Genomic DNA, 22,268 nt, shown 5'->3' on the forward strand with positions numbered 1-22,268 from the left:
AAAATGAGTAAACAAAACCCTTGGCACATGGTTTCTCCAGGTGAGAATGTGCCAAATGCCGTAAACGCTATCATTGAGATTACAAACGGATCCAAAGGAAAGTATGAATTAGACAAAGAAACAGGTTTGTTGCTTTTGGATAGAGTAATGAGTTCATCTGTTGTCTATCCAGCCAATTATGGTTTTATTCCACAAACTTATTGCGACGACAAAGATCCTTTGGATATTTTGGTGATCTGTTCGGTTGATATCTTACCTTTAACATTGGTGGAAGCGCAAGTTATTGGTGTAATGAATATGGTTGATGGTGGTGAGCAAGATGATAAAATCATAGCTGTTGCCAAAAATGATCCTGTATTCAATTACATTAAAGACATTGATCAATTGCCGCCACACACGATGAAGGAAATTGTACAATTCTTTGAAAGCTACAAAGCTTTAGAAAAGAAACAGGTCATAGTAGAAGGGGTGAAAGGACGTGAAGAAGCACAAAGAATCTTGATAGAGGCTATTGAGTTGTACAAAACAGAATTTGTTAACAAATAACCCCAAGCATGGCGCTCGATATTTTTGTGACATTGTTTTTAGTACTGGCCAACGGTTTTTTCGTTGCCGCTGAGTTTGCTATTGTCAAAGTCCGAATCTCCCAAATTGAAGTTCAGGCGAAAACAGGCAGTAAAGTTGCGACAATTGCCAAAAGTATAACGGAGCATTTGGATGGTTATTTAGCCGCTACACAATTGGGTATTACACTTTCTTCCCTGGCCCTAGGTTGGGTAGGAGAAGCTGTAATGACCCAGATTGTGCAGGGGGCATTAGGTTTCTTTGGTGTTGAATTGACCGGTACGATAGCGACCAAGGCAGGACATGTGCTGGCATTTGCGATCATTACCGTACTACATATTGTCTTTGGTGAGCTAGCTCCCAAGTCAATTGCCATTCAAAAACCTGTTGCAACAACGATGAAGATTGCGGTTCCCCTGCAATTTTTCTACTTTATCTTTAGACCTTTTATTTGGATCCTAAATGGTTTTGCTAATTTTCTGCTTAAAATTTTAGGATTTGAAGTAACGAAAGGTGAATCTGCCCATTCTTCTGAGGAATTACAATACCTCTTGGATAAAGGAAAAGAATCCGGAGCATTGGATATTTCTGAACATGAATTGATCAAAAACGTCTTCGATTTTAACGAACGTATCGTCAAGAATATTATGGTACCAAGGACAAAAATTGTCGCGGTCGAAATAACAGCAGACGCTTCAGAATTGATTGAAACCATGACGGAGGAGGGGTATTCACGTCTTCCAATCTACGAAGATAACATTGATCAAATTGTTGGTATTGTCCATACCAAGGACATCCTTCCACTTTTGGCAAAAGGCAAAGAAGTGGTGATGAGAAATATCATGCGTAAACCTTACTTTATTCCTGAAACCAAAAAAATCAATGATCTGATGGCCGAGTTTCAGCAACGACGCCTTCAATTGGCTATTGTACTCGATGAATTTGGAGGTACAGCAGGGATGGCTACCTTGGAGGATATTGTGGAGGAGTTGGTAGGTGAAATCCAAGATGAGTATGATGAGGAAACACCAGTCGTTGAACGTATATCTGAAACAGAGTATATGGTGGATGCGGGAGCTAGCATTCATGATGTGAATGAGTTTCTCCCCATTGAATTACCAGCAAGCCAGGATTACGATACAATGGCAGGATTGGTAAGTGAAATCTTTGATAAAATTCCTGAAGTAGGTGAGCGGAAGAAAGAATATGGTTATGTATTTACAATTATCCGCAAAGCCCAACAGAATATTGAATTTGTCAAACTGGAATTGGTTGAGTCTGCTGATGACGATGTAGCGGAATAAGACCACAATGAACAGTACATGCAGTTATTTTTTACACCGGAATTAAGTCCTTCTTTAGAAAATTTTATCCTCTCTGAGGAAGAAAGCAAGCATGCGGTTCGTGTGCTTCGTATGAATACGGGGGATCGTTTATATTTAATTGATGGTCGGGGCGGCCTGTACGAAGCTGAGATTATAGATCCACATCCGAAACGTACTGTACTTCGCATTTTAAGTGTCAAAGAGAACTACCAACAGCCAAACTATCATTTGCATATTGCTGTTGGACCGACCAAGAATATAGATCGTATCGAGTGGTTTTTGGAGAAAGCTACCGAGGTAGGGATTCAAGAGATTACACCTATTATCTGTGAACATTCAGAACGCAAGGAAGTAAAGTTGGACCGCTTGAATAAAGTCATTGTATCAGCCATGAAACAGTCTTTAAAAGCGTATTTACCTCAATTGAATCCCGCTGTATCGTTTAAACAGTTTATAAAGGATATTCCAAAGGATGGTACCCAAAAGGCAATTGCACACTGTGTCGATTCCGATAAGAAGTATTTGAACCAAATATTTGAACCTGGACAGCACTATATTATTTTGATAGGCCCAGAAGGAGATTTTTCAGCAGAGGAAATTGATTTAGCCTTAGCATCTGGCTTTCTACCTGTATCGCTCGGAGACGCACGTTTGCGCACAGAAACAGCGGCTTTGGCAGCTTGCCTCGAAACCTCACTAATCAATAGATAAATCTGTACGATAAAAGATCAATGTGAATCTAATCTATTTCGGATAGATGAGATCCAACATTGATTAAATGCTATTTCTATTATTTTGCGAGCTCAGCATCTATGATCTGGATTTCGGAGTTTCCTTTAAGAGGATCCTTTGTAAAAATCATCTTTCCTTTTAGTTTGATAGGATCTTCAGAAAATTTAATTGCCCCACCCTTTAAGGTTACTTCTACCATAGGCGGGATCCCGTTTGAGCCACAAAATTGACATTGCATAACAGGTAGGACAGACATCATAAAGTTTTTGTGATTACGTCCACTATGTAGCGGGACCATATAACCCGGTAATTCGACCACCTTGTTTTCAAGCGCTTTGAGCTCTTTCGGATAAAAGGGAGTATAGACCTTTTTTGCTCCGTTATAGGTTACTTTGTAAGCCATTTTATCAATAGCATCCCATGTTTTGTTCATCATGGGCGTATGATCAGGTACATCGGGATTATTACCGATCTGTGCCTGTGCTTGTATAAAGAAGCATATAAATGCAAATGCTGTAATAATTTGTTTCATTATTTTAGTATTGAGTATATATCGTATTGAGTATTGAGATTTTGGTGATGCAAATCTGAGATTTACCTCGTATATGTTATTCTTACGCTTTTATCCCAATTGCCCATTTATTCTATTTTTAACCTATTTGTTCGATAAAGTTCCTGATATACTTGTCTTATACGCCTTGATTGCAGGAATTAGAGCTGCTAGAACGCCAATGAGACAAGCTACTAACAAAAATACCAATTCTTTTGGATGTAGCTTAAAAGCTTCGATAAAATCCGCACTCTGGCTTGTTTGATTGCTGATATAATATAATGCCAAATGTGTCAATAGCAAACCTATCAGTCCACCGACAATTGTTATGGTCAAGCCTTCGAGCAGGACAATATTGAATAATTTCCCCTTAGAGGCACCTAGCGTGCGCATAATAGCAAGATCATATTTGCGTTGTTTCAGTGCATTATAGAGATTAATAAATACGCTCAGCCCTGCAATTAACATAATAACATAGGCAAGGATGGCTAATGAATCTATTCCTACACCTAGGAGTGAAAACAGACGTGTACTTTCCATTGCTGGAGAAGCAGCTTGCATATCTGTTTGTTGATCGATCATTTTGGGTAGTATACCAATAGCAGCAGGTGACTGATATTTTACTAAGATAGCGGTTATTTCCAATCCGTTTTGTTTCACCATATCGGCCCCGATAGATTTGACAAATACGCCTTCCTCTTCATGCTCATGGTCGTGATCCGAGTGATCGTGATGTTCTTTTGCTACTGTTGTTGTCTGAGCCGAAGAATTTTCCGTAAGGTCTTCGCCGTGGTGATGTTGGTGTGCTTTGACGGTCTCTTCTCTATCTTCTTCGCGCTCACGTTGTTCTTTCTGGGCTGGGGTTTCATGGTCTTCATGCGCATGTGCGATGCCATGAACATACCAGACGCTCTCGAGGTTGGTCAATATGAGGTTGTCCGTTATGTTGTTATTTTGCTTTAGAATACCGACGATCGTAAAAGGATGTTCGTCATGGCTATGACCATCTTTGCTCAGCCCATGAGAGCTGTTGATTTGGTCACCTAGTTTAAAGTGGTGTTTTTTTGCGACCTGCTCACCAATAACAACCTCAAAGTTTTTTTGCCAAATGCGGCCTTCGTTTATTTTAGTATCGTAAATCGTTAGAAAGGAAGAATCTGTCCCCACAATACGGTGTCCTTTAAAATTATCGCCAAGGGATAACGGAACCGCCAATTGGACAAGCGGATTCTGGCGTAATGGTTCGAGTTCATCTAAGGGGATATTTCCTGTTGGATTGTCGATATGATATACGCTGGACAAGATCAATTGAAGTGGACTACCTTTGGCTCCGATGACAAGGTCAATGTTCTTACTGTTGTTGTCAAGTTGTTTTTCAAATGTTTCACCTGTGATAGAGAGCACAGCAAGTATGGAGATTCCAAAAGCTGTCAGTAAAATGCTCAAAAAGACAGAACCAAATTGTCTACTTAAATTTTTCCAAACCAACTGTATCGTGTTCATAGCAAATGTTGAATAAAAAAGGGTGAATATGGGCTGTAAGCAATTATTTTAAGAGATACATTTTTGAAAACTGATCCTTGATCCGTTTATCGTGTGTTGTGATCAACAACGTTGAGCCAGCGGTATCTGCGATGTCCAAAAGAAGTTCTAGTACGCGATTTGTATTATTATCATCTAAAGCTGCTGTAGGTTCATCGGCAATGAGTAGGGCCGGTTTATTAATGACACTACGTGCAATCGCGGCACGTTGCAATTGACCACGGCTCAGTTCATTTGGATAGGCCGCGGTTTTGTGGTCCAACTGCAATTGTTTCAATACCTGATGAATCTCATCTACATTGACTTTTTTTCCAGCCAGCGACTGTGCTAATTTGATATTTTCTAGCAAAGTTAAATTTTTGAGAAGGTGAGCTTCCTGGAAGATAAACCCAATATATTGCGATCTGAACTTGTCTAGTTTACTATTTGATAATAGGGCAAGATCTTGACCATTAATTTTAACATGACCAGTATCAGGTCGGGATAGGCCACCTAACATATTCAGTAAGGTTGTTTTACCTGTACCTGAATCTCCTAATAGTAGTGTATGTTGTCCTTTCTCGATATGGATGTCAGGAAATTCGATGCTTTTTGCATTGGTATATCGGAATGTTAGCTGCTCAGTAGATACGATCGGATTGCTCATATGCTCAAAAATTGAAAATATATTCAAACTTAGAGAAATTGCTTTGCATATGCAATATTATTGCAATAATAAGATCATTCTTGCTTCTAAACAATAGGATGAACGAATATCTATTCTTATCGAATTACAATGATATCTATAAGTAAATGTACTAAAACCTAAAACTGACCTTTATATGTTAATAACTTTTCGACTTAATAATTTTATTACACTTCATTAATATGATCTCATCGAAATAATAGAATAATTGCTCAAATGCTTCTTCAGACGGGATTTCATCTAAAATTTTAAGTTGGAATCTACAAGGTAACATTAAATTAACAAGTGGTTTACGTAATGGTAATTCGTTGTTAATGTTAATATAATATTCTGCCAATAGCTTTGCAGAAACAAAAAACAAAATAAATTGGAACCACAATTACAACTTAAAAGAATCGCTGCTGCCATTACGTTCGTCGTAGCTGCGTCAACAACAGTTTATGCACAAGGGAGTGGGAAGGTTGCAGGTAAAGTTACAAATGTCAAGACAGGAGAAACCATCGCGGGGGTGACGGTAAAGGTTCTCGGCACAGCACGTGTAGGAAGTTCGGATGTAACAGGTAATTATAATATTCCTGCAGTACCAGCAGGAAAATACACATTAGAATTTAGCTATTTGGGTTTTGCGACGAAGCAAATCACTGATGTAGAGATTAAGGATAAGGATGTTACCAATTTGGATGTGGTTCTTGACAACTCTGAAGGCAAAGTTTTGGACCAGGTTGTTGTTACGGGATCTTTTAAGAAAGAATCCATCAGTGCATTGTATGCACAACAGAAAAATAGCATTTCAATTTCAGATGGTATTTCAGCTGAAGTAATAAAGAAGACACCAGATAAAAATACGGGTGAAGTATTAAAGCGTGTTAGTGGAGCCAGTGTTCAAGATAATAAATTCATTATTATCCGTGGTCTAAGTGATCGTTATAATTCGGCATTATTAAATAATAGTCCACTGCCTAGTACAGAGCCTGATCGCAAAGCATTTTCCTTTGATATTATTCCTTCATCTTTGATAGACAATATCGTTATTAGTAAGACTGCTACACCAGATTTACCTGGTGATCTTACAGGTGGGGCAGCTAATATTAAAACGAAAGATTTTCCAGATAAAAAAACAATAGAAATCAGTGTGGGTTTAGGAGGAAACACACAAACAACATTTAAGGATTTTTATGGAAGTAAACGGACAGTTGGTAATTATTTTGGATTTAAAAATCCAGATAATAATTTACCATCAAATTTTCCGAAAAGTAGAGACCTATATACAAACCTACCCGCGAGCGAGAAAGCTGATTACACCAGAGGGTTTAAAAATACTTGGGGATACGAGAATCTAGGTAAATCTTTACCTTATCAAAATCTTCAATTTATTTATGGAAATTCATTCTTATTGAGAAATGATGGTAAATTGGGGTTGATCACATCATTAACTTATAGAAATTCAGAAAGTATTTCTAATGAGATCCGGAATGATTTTAACGGTACTGATCTAGGTTATAATAATTATTATTTCAAATACAAAGATAAATATTACCGCTTTAATTCTTCAGTAGGTGCTTTGGCTAACCTATCGTATGTAAAAGAGAATTTTAAAATATCGCTAAAGAATATTTTCAATCAAAGCTTAGAACAAAATTTTATTAATCGAGAAGGAGAATTAGTTAATGAAAGTTTGCGCAGAACGACTTTGTTAGAAGTTTTTGAAAAGAGAATGCTTAATTCTGTTATAGATGGGGAATACTTGTTAGATGGCAATAAACAATCTAAATTAACGTGGAACTTATCTTACAGTGGGATTTGGGATAATGAGCCTGATTTAAGACGTTTAAGTTATAATAAATCTGTAGACGAGACAGATCCTAATGTTCCATATCAAGCGGCTATTCCTAATGGCTCAGCATCGTCAGAACAAGCCGGTAAATTTTATAGTAATCTGAAGGAAAATATTTATAGCGCAGGCTTGAACTGGTCATATGGCTTGAAGTTATTCAATTTGGAGCAATCTCTAAAAGTTGGAGCACTAAAGCAGTATAAAAAGCGTAATGTAGATGCAAGAGTATTAGGTTATGTGAATCGTACATCAGATTTTAATGAAAATAAGGCTTTACTCGAGTTACCTCAGGAACAACTTTTTGACTATAATAATATCGCTGCCAATAAATTATATCTGGACGATATTACTAATCCGACAAATAGTTATGAGGGTACAGGAGATTTGAATGCTGGATATATTATGATATCTGGAAATGTTGCAGAGAAATTAAAGGCCACTGTTGGTGTCAGGGTTGAGAACTATGCTGAAAAATTAAATACAGGTTCAACTTCTTCTAACGTGGACAACAATGTTGATAATAATTACACTGATTTCCTCCCATCTTTAAATTTGACATATGAATTGACTCCAAAAACTAACTTGAGATTGAGCTATTCTAACACAGTAGCTAGAGCTCAATTTAGAGAATTAGCTGCGTTTAGTTTTTATGATTTCATTACCAATAATATGAAAATTGGTAATCCTGATCTAAAAAGAAGCAAAATTTCGAATGTAGATATTCGTTATGAGTTTTATCCAAGTATGGGGAAATTGATATCTGTTTCGGCATTCTATAAAGACTTGAAAAATCCAATAGAATCTAATTTTTTATTGGGGTCTACGGCGGTAAGTAAATCTATGTCATTTATCAATGCACCTAAAGCTTATATTGCTGGGGCAGAAGTTGAAATTCGTCATGATTTATCAATTTTTAATGATGAGTCTGAATTTTTGAAAAAATTGGTGTTTAGCGCAAATGCTTCGGTGATTAAGTCCGAAGTGGATTTCAAAGGTTCCCAACCTCTATTGGAAAATAAAAGACCACTTTACGGGCAATCGCCTTACTTGGTTAATTTGGGTATGCAATATAGTGGTGCTAATGGTTGGGAATCCAGTATTTTCTTTAATCGAATAGGACGACGCATCGATGTTGTAGGTTTTGGTAATTATGTGAATTCGGCTTTTGTTGATGAGTATCATACGATTTATGAAGCGCCTAGAAGCTTGCTGGATTTTCAATTATCTAAAAAATTGATTGCTAACAAAGCTGAGCTAAAGCTTAATTTGGGTAATATCTTGGATTCAAAGTCTATCTTTTATCAAGATGTAGACAAGAATGGTAAATACAATGCTGATGGAGATCAATTGATCAATTCAATAAAGTATGGTAGAAATATCTCTCTATCTTTTGGTTATAAGTTTTAAAGATTAAATAAGTATTAGTTAACATTAAGGTTACATTCGATCTGTACCTTTAAAAAAAATTAGATTATGAAATTAAATAAGAGTTCAAAATGGTTTGCATTAGCTCTAGTAGCGACATCGATGAGCATTGCAAGCTGTAGTAAATCTGATAATCCAAACCCAGTAAAACCGGAACCAGGAAACAAGGAAGTTGAAGTTATAAAAGGACAAATTACTTCAAATAAAGTCTTAAGTGCTGATAAAACTTATCTTTTGAGCGGTTATGTCCAAGTTATGGATGGTGCAACTTTGGAAATCCCTGCTGGAACAATTATAAAAGGTGAAAAATCATCAAAAGCAGCATTGATAGTTGAACGTGGAGGTAAATTAAAAGCAAATGGTACAGCCGAAAAACCAATTGTATTTACTTCAGATCAGACTGACGGAAATAGAAATACTGGTGATTGGTCTGGTGTTATTATTTGTGGAAAATCGGTGGTAAATACTGCAGGTGGTACTGCGCAATATGAAGGTGGTGCTTTAGGAGCAACTGTTGCTAACTATGGTGGTGGAACAACTCCAGTTTTAGATGATAATTCAGGGGAGTTAACTTACGCACGTATTGAATTTGCTGGTATTGCAATCGAGAAAGATAAAGAGATAAATGGGTTAACACTTTGCGCCGTTGGATCGGGTACAAAGATAAATCATGTTCAAGTATCATATGGTGGTGATGACTCTTTTGAGTTTTTTGGAGGAACAGTTAATGCTACTCATTTAATTGCTTATAGAGGGGTAGATGATGATTTTGATTTTGACCAGGGATACAATGGTAAAATTCAGTATGGAATATCAATCAAGGATCCGAATATTGCTGATGCAGCAGGAACTTCTCGTGGAATAGAGTTGGAAAATAAAGGAAATGTATTGAATAATCAATATACTAGACCGGTTTTATCGAACTTTACGTTCATTGGCCCAGGTAAAGAATCTGCTGCTCAACATGGAGCAGGTATTCACTTTGGTTTGAATAGTCGGATGGTATTGGCCAATTCAGTTATTGTTGGCGCAAAAGGAAATGCTGTAGAGTTTAATTCCGATTTTCCTGCAGCAGAATTAAAAGCTGGTCGCTCTATTCTTTCAAATAATATGGTATTTGGTAATACAGCAAATTATGGTTTAAAAGATGTAACATCTTTTGCTTCTGTAGTTGATTTGACAGGTTATTTGAACGGATTTGGTGATTTTGCTACAACTTCTGTTGATGGCGCAGGATTTACAAGTACAAATATTTCTGCTCCAAATCTTTTATTGAAATCTGATTCCCCAGCATTGGGTAAAGCTAAATATGAAGGAGATTTGGCTAGCTTAATCAAAGAAACTTTTATTGGCGCAATGGGTACAATAGACTGGACAAAAGGATGGGCTAGTTGGGATCCTAAAAACAATAAATACTAGAATAATATAGTTTTATAAAATAAAAAAATCCTGCCATCAGCAGGATTTTTTTGTCGCATTTTGGGTGGATAATTCGTTATATAGTCAAATAATATAAGCTTTAAATGATGAAAAAAACAATCTATTTATTTGTGTTAAGTATTGTCCTGTTTGTTGGGTGCAAAAAGTCTGATGATAAATCTGATACTGAACCTGATGGACTTAAAATAGAAATAAAGGGAATTTCTGGATGGGGTGATGTTGTAAATGTCATCATAGATAAAAATAAGACTGAAATTAAGTATCCGAAAAGTCTTGTTCCGGAAGCTAAAAGAGATAAAGTTTATAAAACAAGTGAGGCCACATTAAAACAATTATCAACCTATATTGATACGTATAAGTTAATGGATGCCAAAATTAATGAATGCGCACGTTGCGCAGATGGGCTGGATTATATTATCACAATAAAATCCGAAGGTAGAGAGAATACGGTTACTATTGCAGCTAACCGTACAGATGGTAAATATGCCGATCTATTGGATTTTATTGATAAACTTTAATAATTGAGAACGCTTAGTAGTTTGTTTTACAAGCCTTAAATAACAATCGAAGAACTTACTATTATTGGTTTCTGCTACAATTAAATTGCCGGCAGCTTTCGGAACAGTATTTTACCTTGGTTCATAATGATACACAATCTGATAAGATTGTTTTTTAAGTTCATCAGATAATTGACCTATAGCCAAACTTTGCGCTTGGGGAGTAGGCTCACATACCGAATAGTATTTTCCGTTATATAGTATGGCATCACCAATAGGCTGTTCGAATTGAACGGCCATAGTGATATGTGTGGGGTATAAAAGCGTGATCATCGGGAGATTGTAAATCTCTTTAACTAGGTAGAAGAATAGTGCTACACGATCATCACAGTCGCTGTATTTATTTAATAATGTCTGTTCTGGGGATAGTCGTTTTTCTGTGCCAAAATTATCTTCATCATTCTCATACAAAAAGGCATAGCGGGTAAAACGCATTAAATAATCTACACCTTCTTTTTCGTTTTTCTCTTTTAAATTTTCTTTGAGGGCAGGAACCAATGATTGATATGTTTCCTTACTTAATGGAATATTGAAATAGGTCTCGAAATCTACTCCCGGATAATTTTTGAAAAGGTCGCTTATATCATTATTTAGCTTGACATTAAAATGATAAGCCTTATGACCATCATTGAATGCAATTTGTTTTTCAATGTAGTTTGCAGGTACGAAATCGGGTAGCTTTGTAATTTTATAGCTGAAATCGTTGGTTGCTTCCGGCACTTTAATCTTTACAGGGATATAGGTGTCTGCTCGTTGAAATAGTTTTCCATAATCATGGAAATTTAAGCAGGTATATTTCTTACCATCAATTTCAAAAAACGGAATATCAGAAATATCCTCATTGTTCTGAATAAAAAAGACAATCTGATTATTTCCTACTGCCAAACGTGCATCGTATCCGGATTTGCACATTAGAAACCATTTGTATAGCGTGTATCGTGCATAGTTGTCTGCTTTTGGCGCGATCTGTTGTGCTGTACGACGCACAAGCTGATAATATACCCAGTCGTTGAGGTGTTGTTTATCTTTGTATTCCAGTAAACTATTTACTAGATCATGGTATTCTGCCTGATCGGCAGTTTGGTAGAACTCCTGTACGTGAGCTCCTGTTAAACTATCATTGAATGGAATATTGAAAGATGAGGATACGTTAATTGAAACTTTTCCATCGTAAAAATCGAAATCATGATGCTGCGCCCTAGCAACTTGTAGACTGCAAGTAAACCAACATAAAATGGTCAAAAAAGCAATATGGCATCCTTTGATATTCAATTATTAACAATTTGATAACATCAATGTAATATAAATTTAACAATTATAGGGGCTTTTTCCAAGGATTTAGGAAAAATGTTTTTTGGATTACAATGGTTGGAGATTTTACAAAAAAGTGGTTCCAAAGGTAAAAACCAATGTAATTATCATTTTTTGACAATGTGTCCATTGAACAAATGGAAATTACTTTCTGCGTTCTTTTTAAAGAATATATTTTTTGTATTTGAATACAAATGATTGCATTTGTAATGTAACTAAGAATTGGTTGTATTTTATTAGAATATCCAAGTCACTTGGAAACAGCACTTGCGCTGAAAATCCTTACGATTCAGGCTGTTACCTGCTCAACGCCGCACCAACACCTGCTGTTCCGGTTAAAGAGCTTTGGTCTTACGGGGCCTACTTTTGGTAGTTTTCTTTTATTTTCTTCGTTTTTTATTCAGTATTTCTTCACCTCTCGTCCGTACCATCTTCGGAATGCCCATATAGATTCTCTACTCATTCTCCACTTATTGCTTACATAATCAGTAGGGAAAGAGTAGGGGATGAGTGGAGAAAAGTAAGGTGATCGGCGAATAAGAGGCGCGGCAGTTTCGAATGAGTTCCGAAAATAGAATGAACAATTTTAGATAACGCCAATCGCACTAACTTCCTATGTTCTTTGCTATTTTTCCTGATCTTATTCGAACGTTGTTGTATCGCCGACCTATTGTTTTCCTACTATTCTCCTACTCAAGTAGGCCAAATGTAGGCCAACAGTAGGAAAATAGTAGGTGAAACTTGGAATGAAGGCAGGCTATTGCTAAAAGATGATAGCTGGTTTATCATTTGTCGTATTGCAATTTAAGCTTTTGTCCAGTATTCTTTTGGCCTTGTCCAAATGATTATATTGTTCTACCAAATTTCCAAACTCAATAAAGTTTTCTTTGTCGGTAAACAATATGGAGATAAATGCACAGTCTTTACAAAAGGTAGCGATGTGCCATTTACTTGGATCTTTGCAGGAAACACCACCAAAAAAGGTCTGCAGTTTTGGGAGCAGGTTTTATCATCTGCTAGACGAGTAAGCTCCTCATAGTTGTCTTCTTTTTTACAGCCTACAAATAAAAATGTACTAAATAAAAAAGCGTAAAATAATGTTAAGTGCTTCATAAATTTGGCTTTAGTGATATAACGATTTATATTAAATATTTGTTAAAATAATTATTGGATAGCTGAGTTTATTTTGTCTCATTTCTTATGTTATAAGAAGTATGAGACTTTTGAAAGATTATGGATTAGCTGAGTTTAGAAAACATTACAAGCAAGATAACTTTGGGGTTCAAGACACTTCGATTAAAGATGTTCTACCTCAATTATATAATAATCCTCCAAGCTATTTGGCGGATTATTAATTACTGACTTTTGATTTTTAGGTTTTAGTTTCTCCATTTTCTTTTTTAAAATCCGTATCTTCGTGCAATGGATAATTTTATTGTTTCTGCACGTAAATACCGCCCGATTACCTTTGATTCGGTTGTAGGTCAGCAACACATTACAGGCACCTTAAAAAATGCAATTCACAACAATCAGTTGGCGCAGGCATTTTTATTCTGTGGGCCACGGGGTGTTGGTAAAACTACTTGCGCCCGTATTTTGGCCAAAACAATAAATTGCGAACAGATCTTACCCGGAACTGAGCCCTGTGGCGAATGTGACAGCTGTAAATCCTTTCAAAACGGTAATTCGTTCAGTATTCATGAACTCGATGCCGCATCTAATAACTCTGTAGATGATATCCGTAATCTCATTGATCAGGTCCGTATACCACCTCAGGCAGGAAAGTACAAGATCTATATCATCGATGAGGTGCACATGCTCTCACAGGCCGCTTTCAATGCATTCTTGAAGACTTTGGAAGAACCACCTTCTTATGCGATTTTTATCCTAGCAACAACGGAGAAACATAAGATTTTGCCGACAATCCTTTCACGTTGTCAGATCTTTGATTTCAACCGTATAAAGGTGGAGGACATGGCAGGTCATCTGGCGAGAATCGCTGATCGTGAAGCGATCGCTTATGACCAAGATGGTTTACATATCATTGCGCAAAAGGCAGATGGTGGTCTTCGGGATGCCTTGTCTATGTTTGATCAGATTGTCAGTTTCTCAAATAAAAATGTAACCTATCAGGCTGTTATTGACAACCTGAATATTCTGGATTATGATTATTATTTTAAGCTAACGGATTCGATCTTGGCTGAAGATGCTGCGCAAACGCTTTTGACATTTAATGAGATTTTGAATCATGGCTTCGATGGAAGTCATTTCATTGCTGGTTTGTCAGCTCATTTCCGTAACCTGCTGGTGGCCCGAGAGCCCGCGACGTTAAAACTATTGGAAGTTAGCGATAGCATACGACAAAAATATTTACAGCAAGCGCAAAAAGCTTCTTCGGGATTTTTATTGTCCGCATTGAATATCTCAAACCAGTGTGAAATAAACTACAAAACAAGTAAAAACCAACGTTTACAGGTAGAACTTGCTTTGTTGAAAATGTGTCACATCGCAAGTGCCATTAAGTTAAGCCAGCTCGGTTCTATACAGGTTCCTTCAGCTGCTGAAGGAGTAAAAAAAAAACTCCCTGAGTCTGTAGTTTCGCAGGTGAAGGAAAGTCCTTCTGCGGCAGCATCTTCTGGAAATACAGTGCAAAATGCGATACCCGCATCGACTGTATCGACACCAGCTCCTATACCCAATCCACAAACAACAGTTTCCAATCCCCAGGCTTCGGCTGCCAAACCTGAGGTGAAAAATGATGTCGTTTCAAACGTGCCGCCAAAAGTTAAAAAGGGGGGATGGGGATCCTCTGCTTCAGCGATTATTCCATCATTACCGGATTTGAACACCATTTATGACAACAACTCGGTTGCCAAAGAAGGTGATGAGCCTGAATTAATAAGAGGTACCGAACAGCGTGAGGTAAGCTTTAATCAATTTATAACCATCTGGAACGCTTATGCTGAGCGGTTGAAGACAGAAAATAAAATCAATCTCTATACGATGATGACGACGACGCAACCTCGCTTGAAGGGTACATTGATCGAGATTGATGTCGAGAATGGTGTGCAGATGGATGTATTGCAGAGTGCGAAAGTGGATGTGTTGAATTATCTTCGGGTAAAGCTGCAAAATTTTGCGCTTGATCTGCAAGGTGTTATGATGGAATTCACGGTTTCCCGCAAACCGTACACTTCGCAGGAAAAGTATCAGGCAATGGTAACCAAAAATCCGCTTTTAGATACTTTGCGTAAGGAGTTTAACTTAGGTTTAAGCTAAATCTCCATTCTAATTCCTATCAAATTTTTGTACCTTTGCAATCTCTTCTATTTGGAAGGTAATATTTAGTTTTATGATGCAAGGAAATTTTCAGAGACGTGATCGCGATCACGGCGAAAGACGTGAAGTAAATCAGATGGTATTCGGTATCCGTGCCGTCATCGAAGCGATCGATAGTGGTAAAGAAATTGAATCGTTATTTGTACAACGCGGATTAAACGGTAGTCTGATTCTGGAATTGAAATCCTTATTGAAAGAACATGATATTGCTTTTCAGCAGGTACCTATTGAGAAACTGAACCGTATTACACGGAAAAATCATCAGGGTGTTATCGCGGTTATATCACCAATTACTTATCAAAATATTGAAGATCTCTTACCTCAGATCTATGAGAAGGGTGAAACTCCTCTACTTTTGATGTTAGACGGGGTGACTGACGTCCGTAATATGGGGGCTATTGCACGTACCGCAGAATGTTCAGGTGTGCATGCGATCATCGTGCCTAAAAAAGGATCTGCTGAAATAAATCCGGATGCAATTAAGACATCAGCTGGAGCACTGTATAAAATTCCGGTCTGCCGTCATGACAGCCTATCAAAAGTGGGTAAATTTCTGATAGATTCAGGTGTGCAACTGGTTGTTAGTACGGAAAAAACAACATCAAGCATCTATGACGTGGATTATACTGTACCTACTTGTGTCATCATGGGTGCTGAAGATGTCGGCGTGTCAAATGATTTAATTCGTATTGCAGATAATCTTGCCAAGATACCAATGTATGGCGAAATAGGCTCCCTTAACGTGTCTGTATCGGCTGCGGTAGTGATCTATGAGGCAATTCGTCAACGTCTGCCGAAGAAGTCGTAAGCGTAAAAAAAATCTACGATATAACATAGCTTTTGTCTCTGACAAAGGCTATTTTTTTTTATCGGTCTTATTTGATTTTTACTTTAATATTTAAGTAGGAGGGCTTGGTTTAGTTTTATACCGATCTTTATTTAAACCTGCAGGCGAAAGCCTGATCCAGATCCCGACATCTTACATGCTTTATTGTTTGTCCCTGATAAATAGATTTGTCTATTTATTTAACTAAGTATTGTAAATCGCCTCAACCTCTTTTTCATACTTCTGAAGAATGATTTTCCGCTTCATCTTTAAGGTTGGGGTTAGCTCTCCCGTCTCTATTGTCATTTCGTTCGGAATAATCGCAAATTTCTTGATCTGTTCCCAGTTACCAAAATTTTGATTGATGCGATTGAGTTCGGATTCAATCTGTTGTTTGATTTCAGCACTGTTCAGGAATTCTATTTTCGGAAGATTTGCCAACGAAGGGAAGGAGTTCTTGCTCCATTCCAACAGATTGACATAGCTTGGAACAATAAGAGCCGCAGGGAATTTTTGCGACTCACCAATTACCATCACCTGCTCAATAAAAGAAGATTCTACGATCTTGGACTCAAGCTGTTGGGGGACAATATATTTCCCACCAGAAGTCTTGAACATCTCTTTCTTGCGGTCTATTATTTTAAGAAACTTGCCGTCAACCCATTGACCAATATCTCCAGTATATAACCAACCATCTTTGAGCACCTCCGCAGTGGCTTCGTCATTTTTATAATAACCAATCATATTGTTTTCACCTTTGGTGAGAATCTCTCCATCATCGGCAAGTTTGATTTCAATATTGATCAATGGTAGACCTACTGTACCGATTTTCATCCCTCTTTTAAAGCAGTTTACGGCAATACAAGGGCCTGCTTCGGTCAGACCGTAACCTTCATAAATAGGTATTCCGGCAGCCATATACAATCGGATTAATCTTTCTTGTAAAGCTGCACTGCCCGATGCAATCCCTTTGATGTCGCTACCCATGGCCTCCCGCCATTTAGAAAAGACGAGTTTTCGTGCGATACTTAATTTAACATCATACCACCAAGAGCGGTTTTCCAATGTGTATTGTTCACCAACACGAAGAGACCAAAAGAATATCTTGCGTTTGAATCCGGTCAGCTTTTCACCGGTTGCAATAATTTTTTCATATACTTTTTCAAGTACACGGGGCACGGCTGAAAAGATATGTGGTCGGACTGATTTGAAATCTTCTCCAATGGTATCCATCGACTGGGCAAAAAAGATTGTTAAGCCTTTATACATATAGACATATTGGAATACACGTTCGTAGGCATGGCAAACGGGTAGAAAGGAAAGTGCACGGTCTCCGCGTTCGACAGGGAAGGAGTATTCACTGCTCATGGTATCGGCCAATAGATTTCGGTGGGCTAGCATAACTCCCTTTGGATTTCCGGTTGTCCCCGATGTATAAATGATTGAAGCCAGGCTATCGGTATTGACGGCATTTCGAAGTCCCTGAACCTGCTCATCAGTGACAGAAGCACCAGCAGCTACGAAACGCTGCCAATGTGGTATATGCTCTTCTTTATCTAAGGTGAAAATATGCTCTAAGAGCGGACATGAGTCTTTGATCGAAGTGATCTTAGTGTATAATTTTATGGAACTTACGATACAATTTCTGATCTCAGCATGGTTGAATATATACCTGTAGTCTGATTCAGAAATATTCGGATAAATCGCGACAACAACAGCGCCGATCTGCTGGATTGCAAAATCAAGAATATTCCATTCGATACGGTTTTCACTGATTAAAGCAACTTTTTCTCCTGCTTGAACACCTAGTGTAATCAGACCTTTGGATACCTGATTGACTTGTTCGATAAATTCTGTATTACTTACCGCTACCCAATTTGTTCCGTTTTTGTAGGAAAACATAGGAAAGCCGGGCGCAGTTTCTTGTTGCAGGTAGGCTAAATCAAATAATCGTGTTGCTGTTAGCATGATGGAAATCCCGTTCGTATAATTGAGCTAATTTACGGATTTTTGAGGAGATTAAAGCAGATGGGAAATGGAATATCGCTTATTAAGCGGAAGAGGAGAGGGCTAACTGGTTGTGAATCCGTCGGGAAATTATAAATGAAAAAGACTCTGATCTGCAAAGCCGGGGCTTTCCAAATCAGAGTCTTTATACGCTTATCTAAATACTAAATCTAGTATTTGCTTTTAGATTCTTTACGTTTACCTGAGAAATCACGGAAACCTCCGCTATTGCTACCACGGTCGCGTTTTTCGCTGCTGAATCCGCCTTCACGTCTTCCGCCACGGTCACCGCCACCATATCCGCCTTCACGTCTTCCGCCGCGATCACCACCACGGTATCCGCCTTCGCGTCTTCCGCCACGGTCACCACCACGGCTTCTTCCACGATCACCACCACGGCCTTCGCTTTTTGCTTCTCCGGATACTTCGATACGTACTTGACGACCGTTGTAATCCACACCTTGGAAACCTTGGAATACTTTCTCTACTTCAGCATCTTGAACTTCAAAGAATGTAAAGACACCTTTTAAGTCAATTTTGCCGATAGATTTTCCTGAGATGTTTGCATTGTTACAGATAAAGCCTAACATGTCTCCACGAGAGAACTCATCTACTGAACCTAAGTTCATGAACAAACGCGTATAACCTTTTGAACCTTCGCGAGAACGACCATCACGTCTATCGCCACGATCTTCACGAGAACCTTCGCGGGCTTCGATATTTAAATCAGGAGCGTTTTTATAATAGTCCAAGAAACGGTTGAATTCAAGAGAAGCAAATCTTTTGATGATATCTTCTTTTGAAAGAGATTCCAAGTTTTCCATAATTGCAGGCAAGAATGGACTGATCTGCTCATCATTTACTTCTACGTTTTCAATCTTCTTAACGATAGAGAACAATTGTTTTTCGCAAACTTCAGCACCTTGAGGAACTTGTTTTTTCTCAAAAGCTTTACCGATGATCTTTTCAAGATGACGGATTTTGCTGAGCTCCTTTACATTTACCAAAGAAAGAGAGATACCAGTTTTACCTGCACGGGCTGTACGGCCAGAACGGTGTGTATAGTTTTCTGTTTCATCAGGTAAAGAGAAGTTGATCACGTGAGTTACATCACTTACATCAATACCACGAGCTGCTACGTCTGTTGCGATCAATAATTGTAAACTACGGTCACGGTAACGTTTCATTACTTTGTCGCGTTGTTGTTGGGACAAGTCACCGTGCAGCGAGTCTGCATTGTAACCATCTTTGATCAACGCTTCGGCGATATCCTGTGTTTCGATTTTTGTACGACAAAATACGATACCAAAGATATCAGGGTTTGAATCCACAATACGTTTGAACGCAGCATATTTATCTTTTGCTTTGATCAAATAATAATGGTGTTCAATGTTGGCGTTACCGGTATTTTTTGTACCTACAGTAAGCTCAACAGGATCGGTCATATAATTCTTTGCGATACGACGTACCTCGGAAGGCATTGTCGCCGAAAATAACCAAGTTTTTTTCTCGTCAGGAGTTTCTGACAAAATGTTGTTGATGTCTTCTTTGAAGCCCATATTGAGCATCTCATCTGCTTCATCTAATACAACATACTTAACATTTGAAAAATCAATTGCATTTCTGCCAATGATATCCAACATACGACCTGGGGTCGCTACTACAATTTGCACTCCACGTCTGATTTGACGTAGCTGGTCTGAGATATTTGCACCTCCATATACAGCAACAACATGTACGTTGTCAACGTATTTAGCAAATTTTTCTAAATCTTTTGAGATTTGTAAACATAATTCCCGGGTAGGGCAAAGGATTAATGCCTGTGGGTGTTTTTGAGAAAAGTCTAATTGCTCTAATAATGGAAGACCAAATGCCGCGGTCTTTCCTGTGCCAGTTTGGGCTAATCCGACAAAATCGTCGTTACCAGTCAATAAAACAGGAATGGCTTTTTCCTGAATTTCAGAAGGTTTTTCGAAACCTAATTCTGAGATGGCATTAACAACTTCCTCACGGATTCCCAGTTCTAAAAATGGGTTCATGAAATATTTTATACAATAGGCACTATTGCCTAAGGCGTTGCAAAGGTAAGGATAATATTTGAATAATCAAAGAATTTAAATAATTGATTTTTAGCCGAATCGGAATATGTGCCATTGATAGGGCTATAAATTTATTCGTATTATACTTCAAAGGGGGAACTATGCTTTCATCAAATGCGGGTGCCAAAAAGAAATTTTATGAAGTATACATCTATTCGTTGTTGAAATTTTAAAAATAAACTCGTTTTATTATTTTTTGATCATAGCAGAGCGCCTTCTTCTTGTCAAATTTGTAATATAGCGGATTTTTCTCGCATCAGTGGGGAGGGGTTGAGTTGTGTTAAGCGCCTTTTTGATACCTTTAGGGTACAAATAGACACTATTTTCCTGTTGTCAAGCGCTGTGTGGCTAGCTTGTTTTCAGGGTAATGTCGTATTAAAAGGTTGACTTGATATGTATTCAATATGCTCTCGCTATTGTCGGAATCCGAATATGGAACAACGTTGCTGCTACGTTTGTGTAAATCGTATAAAGGATAACTTTGACTCCCCTTCGCGGCAGCCGTGTTGAAGATTATTTTGGCTAAGCATCGGGCTGATGCGATTAAGTAAGCTTATGTAGTTCCACAAAAAAAGGCATCACTCTTAAGTAATGCCTTTTGGTTTGTATATATCGAATATTATCGATTAATAAAGTGTGAACTCTACACGACGGTTTTGTTGACGACCAGCAGCATTCTTATTGGATGCAATTGGTTGGTCAGGACCGTAACCTGTAGCTTCGATACGTGAAGCGTTAGCGCCTTGAGATACTAAATAAGCTTTCACTGACTCAGCACGTTCTTTTGATAAACGCATGTTCAATTCACGTGAACCTGTGTTATCTGTGTGACCAGCTAATTTCAAGCTAAAGTTCTTCTCGATCAACAATGCCGCAACTTTATTTAATGTTGCATATGAAGTAGGACGGATAGTTGCTTTGCTCAAATCGAATTCTAGGTTTTTGATCGCATCAGCAACAACTTTTTTGTCTGCTTCTGTAACAACAACTTTTTCTACGATTTTAGTTTCGTTTTTAACAAGAATAGGACAACCTGATCCATCTACCTGTACACCAGAAGGTGTGCCTGGACATTTGTCGTATTTGTTCGCTACACCATCACCATCATCATCTTTCAAATCACTGTTCAAACCATCCAATTGACTTTGTAAAGCTTGATTTTTTGCATTAAGAGCATCATTTTGAGCTTTTAAATCATCGTATTTTACAGTGTAGTCATTGACTAATGTCGCTACCGGATTTGAGTTGTTCAATGCTGGTTTGCTACCGCTTCCTAAAGCAAATTCTAGACCACCATGGATATAAGTGAATAGGTCATTCTTGTATTGGCCACCCTGAATACCGTCAAAGTTTTGGTTAACCCAGTTCAACTGATAGCCTAATTCGAAGTTGATACCCTTCGCTACGGCAAATTTGAGACCCATATCTAACGGTACATAGATTTTAGAGATACCATCCGCTTCTACTGATGTAGAGCCCGTAGTTAAGGTTGTTTTGCTGTTCATCACACCCACACCGATTGATGCATAAGGTTTGATAAAGCTATTGAAAAATCTCCAGTTGGTATTCGCTGCCTGGAATTCTCCAGATAAAGCCGCTGACCAAGGTGTTTTTGCTTCGAATGATTGATCTGCAGTTTTAGCTAAAAATGCACCACCAGTTTTACCACCGAAATAACTTGCTTTAATACCAAATGAAGGAGAGATTTGCTTTTTGATATAAGCACTGTAACCTAAGTTCCAAGCTAAATCTTCGTATCCTGCACGGTTGAAACCTGCGATGTTAGTTTGGTTTGTTACACCTGCACCGATACCGATAGACCAAGTTCTGTATTGCGTAGCAGAACCAAAAGGAGTAGTTCCTTCTATCGATGCTACCTTTGCAGTTTGAGCAAAAGCGGAATTGGCGAATAAGCCTGCAGTTGCGAAAGCAAATGCTAATTGTAAATTTAGTTTCATAGAATTTGTTTGTATAAACCGAGGCAAAAGTAATAGGTTAAAAATTAAATTCCTAATCGGTTTGTAGTTTAAAT

Annotated in this window: 15 protein-coding genes; 8 read left to right on the top strand and 7 right to left on the bottom strand. The window is 37.9% G+C overall.

Annotated features, from left to right (window positions below; translation table 11 throughout):
- Window positions 1–3 precede the first annotated feature (3 nt).
- The 3 genes from OGI71_RS00285 to OGI71_RS00295 are packed head-to-tail and all read left to right on the top strand — an operon-like array spanning window position 4 to window position 2,600.
- Window positions 4–546, top strand: a complete 543-nt coding sequence (locus OGI71_RS00285; protein ID WP_282253339.1) for an inorganic diphosphatase — start codon at window positions 4–6, stop codon at window positions 544–546.
- Window positions 547–554: 8 nt separating this feature from the next.
- Window positions 555–1,868 (top strand): hemolysin family protein, encoded by a 1,314-nt coding sequence (locus OGI71_RS00290; protein WP_282253340.1) that lies wholly within the window; start codon window positions 555–557, stop codon window positions 1,866–1,868.
- Between the two features lie 18 nt (window positions 1,869–1,886).
- Window positions 1,887–2,600: a 16S rRNA (uracil(1498)-N(3))-methyltransferase gene (locus OGI71_RS00295; RefSeq protein ID WP_282253341.1), complete on the top strand. Its 714-nt coding sequence runs from the start codon at window positions 1,887–1,889 to the stop codon at window positions 2,598–2,600.
- 79 nt (window positions 2,601–2,679) lie between these two features.
- Here OGI71_RS00295 and OGI71_RS00300 read toward each other — a convergent pair whose 3' ends face one another.
- The 3 genes from OGI71_RS00300 to OGI71_RS00310 form a co-directional block, all read right to left on the bottom strand.
- On the bottom strand, window positions 2,680–3,153 hold the full coding sequence (locus OGI71_RS00300) for a hypothetical protein (RefSeq protein WP_282253342.1): 474 nt from the start codon (window positions 3,151–3,153) through the stop codon (window positions 2,680–2,682).
- A gap of 123 nt (window positions 3,154–3,276) precedes the next feature.
- The gene (locus OGI71_RS00305; protein WP_282253343.1) at window positions 3,277–4,674 is read right to left on the bottom strand and encodes an FtsX-like permease family protein; all 1,398 of its coding nucleotides are present in this window, start codon (window positions 4,672–4,674) and stop codon (window positions 3,277–3,279) included.
- A 43-nt stretch (window positions 4,675–4,717) separates the two neighbouring features.
- Entirely contained in the window at window positions 4,718–5,359 is a 642-nt protein-coding gene (locus OGI71_RS00310) for an ATP-binding cassette domain-containing protein (RefSeq protein ID WP_282253344.1), read from the bottom strand.
- Between the two features lie 406 nt (window positions 5,360–5,765).
- Between OGI71_RS00310 and OGI71_RS00315 the strand changes: the two genes are divergently transcribed.
- The 3 genes from OGI71_RS00315 (at window position 5,766) to OGI71_RS00325 (ending at window position 10,615) form a co-directional block, all read left to right on the top strand.
- Window positions 5,766–8,639: a TonB-dependent receptor gene (locus OGI71_RS00315; protein WP_282253345.1), complete on the top strand. Its 2,874-nt coding sequence runs from the start codon at window positions 5,766–5,768 to the stop codon at window positions 8,637–8,639.
- A 66-nt stretch (window positions 8,640–8,705) separates the two neighbouring features.
- On the top strand, window positions 8,706–10,076 hold the full coding sequence (locus OGI71_RS00320) for a hypothetical protein (RefSeq protein WP_282253346.1): 1,371 nt from the start codon (window positions 8,706–8,708) through the stop codon (window positions 10,074–10,076).
- 104 nt (window positions 10,077–10,180) lie between these two features.
- The gene (locus OGI71_RS00325; RefSeq protein WP_282253347.1) at window positions 10,181–10,615 is read left to right on the top strand and encodes a hypothetical protein; all 435 of its coding nucleotides are present in this window, start codon (window positions 10,181–10,183) and stop codon (window positions 10,613–10,615) included.
- 111 nt (window positions 10,616–10,726) lie between these two features.
- Here OGI71_RS00325 and OGI71_RS00330 read toward each other — a convergent pair whose 3' ends face one another.
- A complete protein-coding gene (locus tag OGI71_RS00330; protein ID WP_282253348.1) occupies window positions 10,727–11,926 on the bottom strand; it encodes a hypothetical protein in 1,200 nt (399 codons plus the stop codon).
- Between the two features lie 1,461 nt (window positions 11,927–13,387).
- Here OGI71_RS00330 and OGI71_RS00335 point away from each other — a divergent pair.
- Both OGI71_RS00335 and rlmB read left to right on the top strand, forming a co-directional pair.
- Window positions 13,388–15,244, top strand: coding sequence for a DNA polymerase III subunit gamma/tau (locus OGI71_RS00335; protein ID WP_282253349.1), 1,857 nt, complete (start codon window positions 13,388–13,390; stop codon window positions 15,242–15,244).
- Between the two features lie 76 nt (window positions 15,245–15,320).
- Entirely contained in the window at window positions 15,321–16,112 is a 792-nt protein-coding gene (rlmB, locus tag OGI71_RS00340) for a 23S rRNA (guanosine(2251)-2'-O)-methyltransferase RlmB (RefSeq protein WP_282256111.1), read from the top strand.
- Window positions 16,113–16,334: 222 nt separating this feature from the next.
- On the opposite strand, the gene OGI71_RS00345 is transcribed toward rlmB, so the two are convergent.
- The 3 genes from OGI71_RS00345 to OGI71_RS00355 all read right to left on the bottom strand — a co-directional run bounded on the left by OGI71_RS00345 (window position 16,335) and on the right by OGI71_RS00355 (window position 22,194).
- Window positions 16,335–18,098, bottom strand: a complete 1,764-nt coding sequence (locus OGI71_RS00345) for a long-chain fatty acid--CoA ligase (RefSeq protein ID WP_282253350.1) — start codon at window positions 18,096–18,098, stop codon at window positions 16,335–16,337.
- A gap of 209 nt (window positions 18,099–18,307) precedes the next feature.
- Entirely contained in the window at window positions 18,308–20,176 is a 1,869-nt protein-coding gene (locus OGI71_RS00350) for a DEAD/DEAH box helicase (RefSeq protein WP_282253351.1), read from the bottom strand.
- Between the two features lie 686 nt (window positions 20,177–20,862).
- Complete coding sequence (locus OGI71_RS00355) at window positions 20,863–22,194, bottom strand: OmpA family protein (protein ID WP_282253352.1); 1,332 nt, start codon at window positions 22,192–22,194, stop codon at window positions 20,863–20,865.
- Between the last annotated feature and the right edge of the window lie 74 nt (window positions 22,195–22,268).

Origin of the sequence: Sphingobacterium sp. ML3W (genome assembly GCF_029542085.1) — a bacterium.
In the GTDB taxonomy this organism is placed as follows: Bacteria; Bacteroidota; Bacteroidia; order Sphingobacteriales; family Sphingobacteriaceae; genus Sphingobacterium.